This window comes from Spongiactinospora gelatinilytica, from assembly GCF_003236385.1.
Classification (GTDB): domain Bacteria; phylum Actinomycetota; class Actinomycetes; order Streptosporangiales; family Streptosporangiaceae; genus Spongiactinospora; species Spongiactinospora gelatinilytica.
Window position 1 is genome coordinate 1 of sequence record NZ_POUA01000744.1, and the last position, 1,151, is coordinate 1,151.

Genomic DNA, 1,151 nt, shown 5'->3' on the forward strand with positions numbered 1-1,151 from the left:
GCCGAGGGGTTCGGCCAGGTGGAGTTCGATCACGACCTGCTGGTTCGCCCGGCCGAGTCCGCGACGCAGTCCGCGGCAGCGCCGGAGATCTCGTCAGTTCCCCTGCCGCTCGCCCCGGAGGACGACGGCCATGCCACCGCCCGGGTCTTCGAGCGCGCGGCCTGGCGGGCGGAGATCCACCGGGCCTGCGAGCGGATCAGGGGCGACCGGCGCGCGCGTTCGGCCATCACCCCGGCGGGTGTCACGACCACGCAGCTCAACGCGCTGCGCGAGGTGGTCTCCGACCTGCCGTACGACTCGTCGGACGACCGGGCGGCGAACCGGCTGGCCTGGCTGACCAGGAAGGAGGAGAGCTGGCCGCCGGAAGCGGTGCAACCGCTGCACGCGCTGATCACTGATCCGGACCGTGTCTGGGAACTGCTGGCCCTGGACCACGACCGGCTGGTGGTGACCACGGACGGAGCCACCGCGTTGCGCGCGGAATTGCGCGGCGAGGCGATCTGGGTGCTGGTCACCGCCTGCCTGGCCGGACACGCCCGCGACGAGGCGGTACAAGCGGAGGAAGGGGAGCGAATGTGAACGCCGGAACGGGCAGGGTCGGACGCCACGTCACCAGCAGGATCCGGGTGCGAGGCTGGCTGCGGACCAGGTCGCCGCTGCATGTCGGCGGCGTGGGCGACGACCCGTCCGACCCGTTGCCGATCGCCAGGGACGGCCTCGGCCGTCTCTACGTCCCCGGCACCTCGCTGGCCGGGGTGCTGCGGAACTGGTCGCGTGGCCGGGACGACACCGGCGACGGCCTCGCCGAGCTGTGGGGGGACGCCGTCACCGGTCACGCGGCCCGGGTCTTCGTGGCGGACGCGCTGATAGCCAATGACACCCGGCAGGACGACCGGACGCCGCTGCTCGGCCTGAGCGACCTGGAATACCGGCCCTCGGTGGGCATCGACCGGGTCACCGGCACGGCGGCGCAGGAGTTCCTGTACGGCAGGGCCGTCGTGCCCGCCGGGCACTACCTGCGACTGGAGATCGACATCGAGTCGCGCGACGAGGCCGCCCGCGACGAGGCGCGGATGGGCGCGATGCTGGCCGCCCTCGCCGCCGGGGAGATCCGGCTGGGGGCGGCGACCGGGAGGGGCTACGGGGCCGTC

At 73.6% G+C, this 1,151-nt stretch carries 2 protein-coding genes; both read left to right on the forward strand.

All coding sequences use genetic code 11. The features are described from left to right. Window positions 1-579: hypothetical protein (locus C1I98_RS42365; protein WP_158558410.1), on the forward strand; the 579-nt coding region annotated here is incomplete at its 5' end. After that, on the forward strand, window positions 576-1,151 hold a 576-nt coding region (locus C1I98_RS39090; protein WP_233508581.1), incomplete at its 3' end, for an RAMP superfamily CRISPR-associated protein. The genes C1I98_RS42365 and C1I98_RS39090, both read left to right, overlap by 4 nt.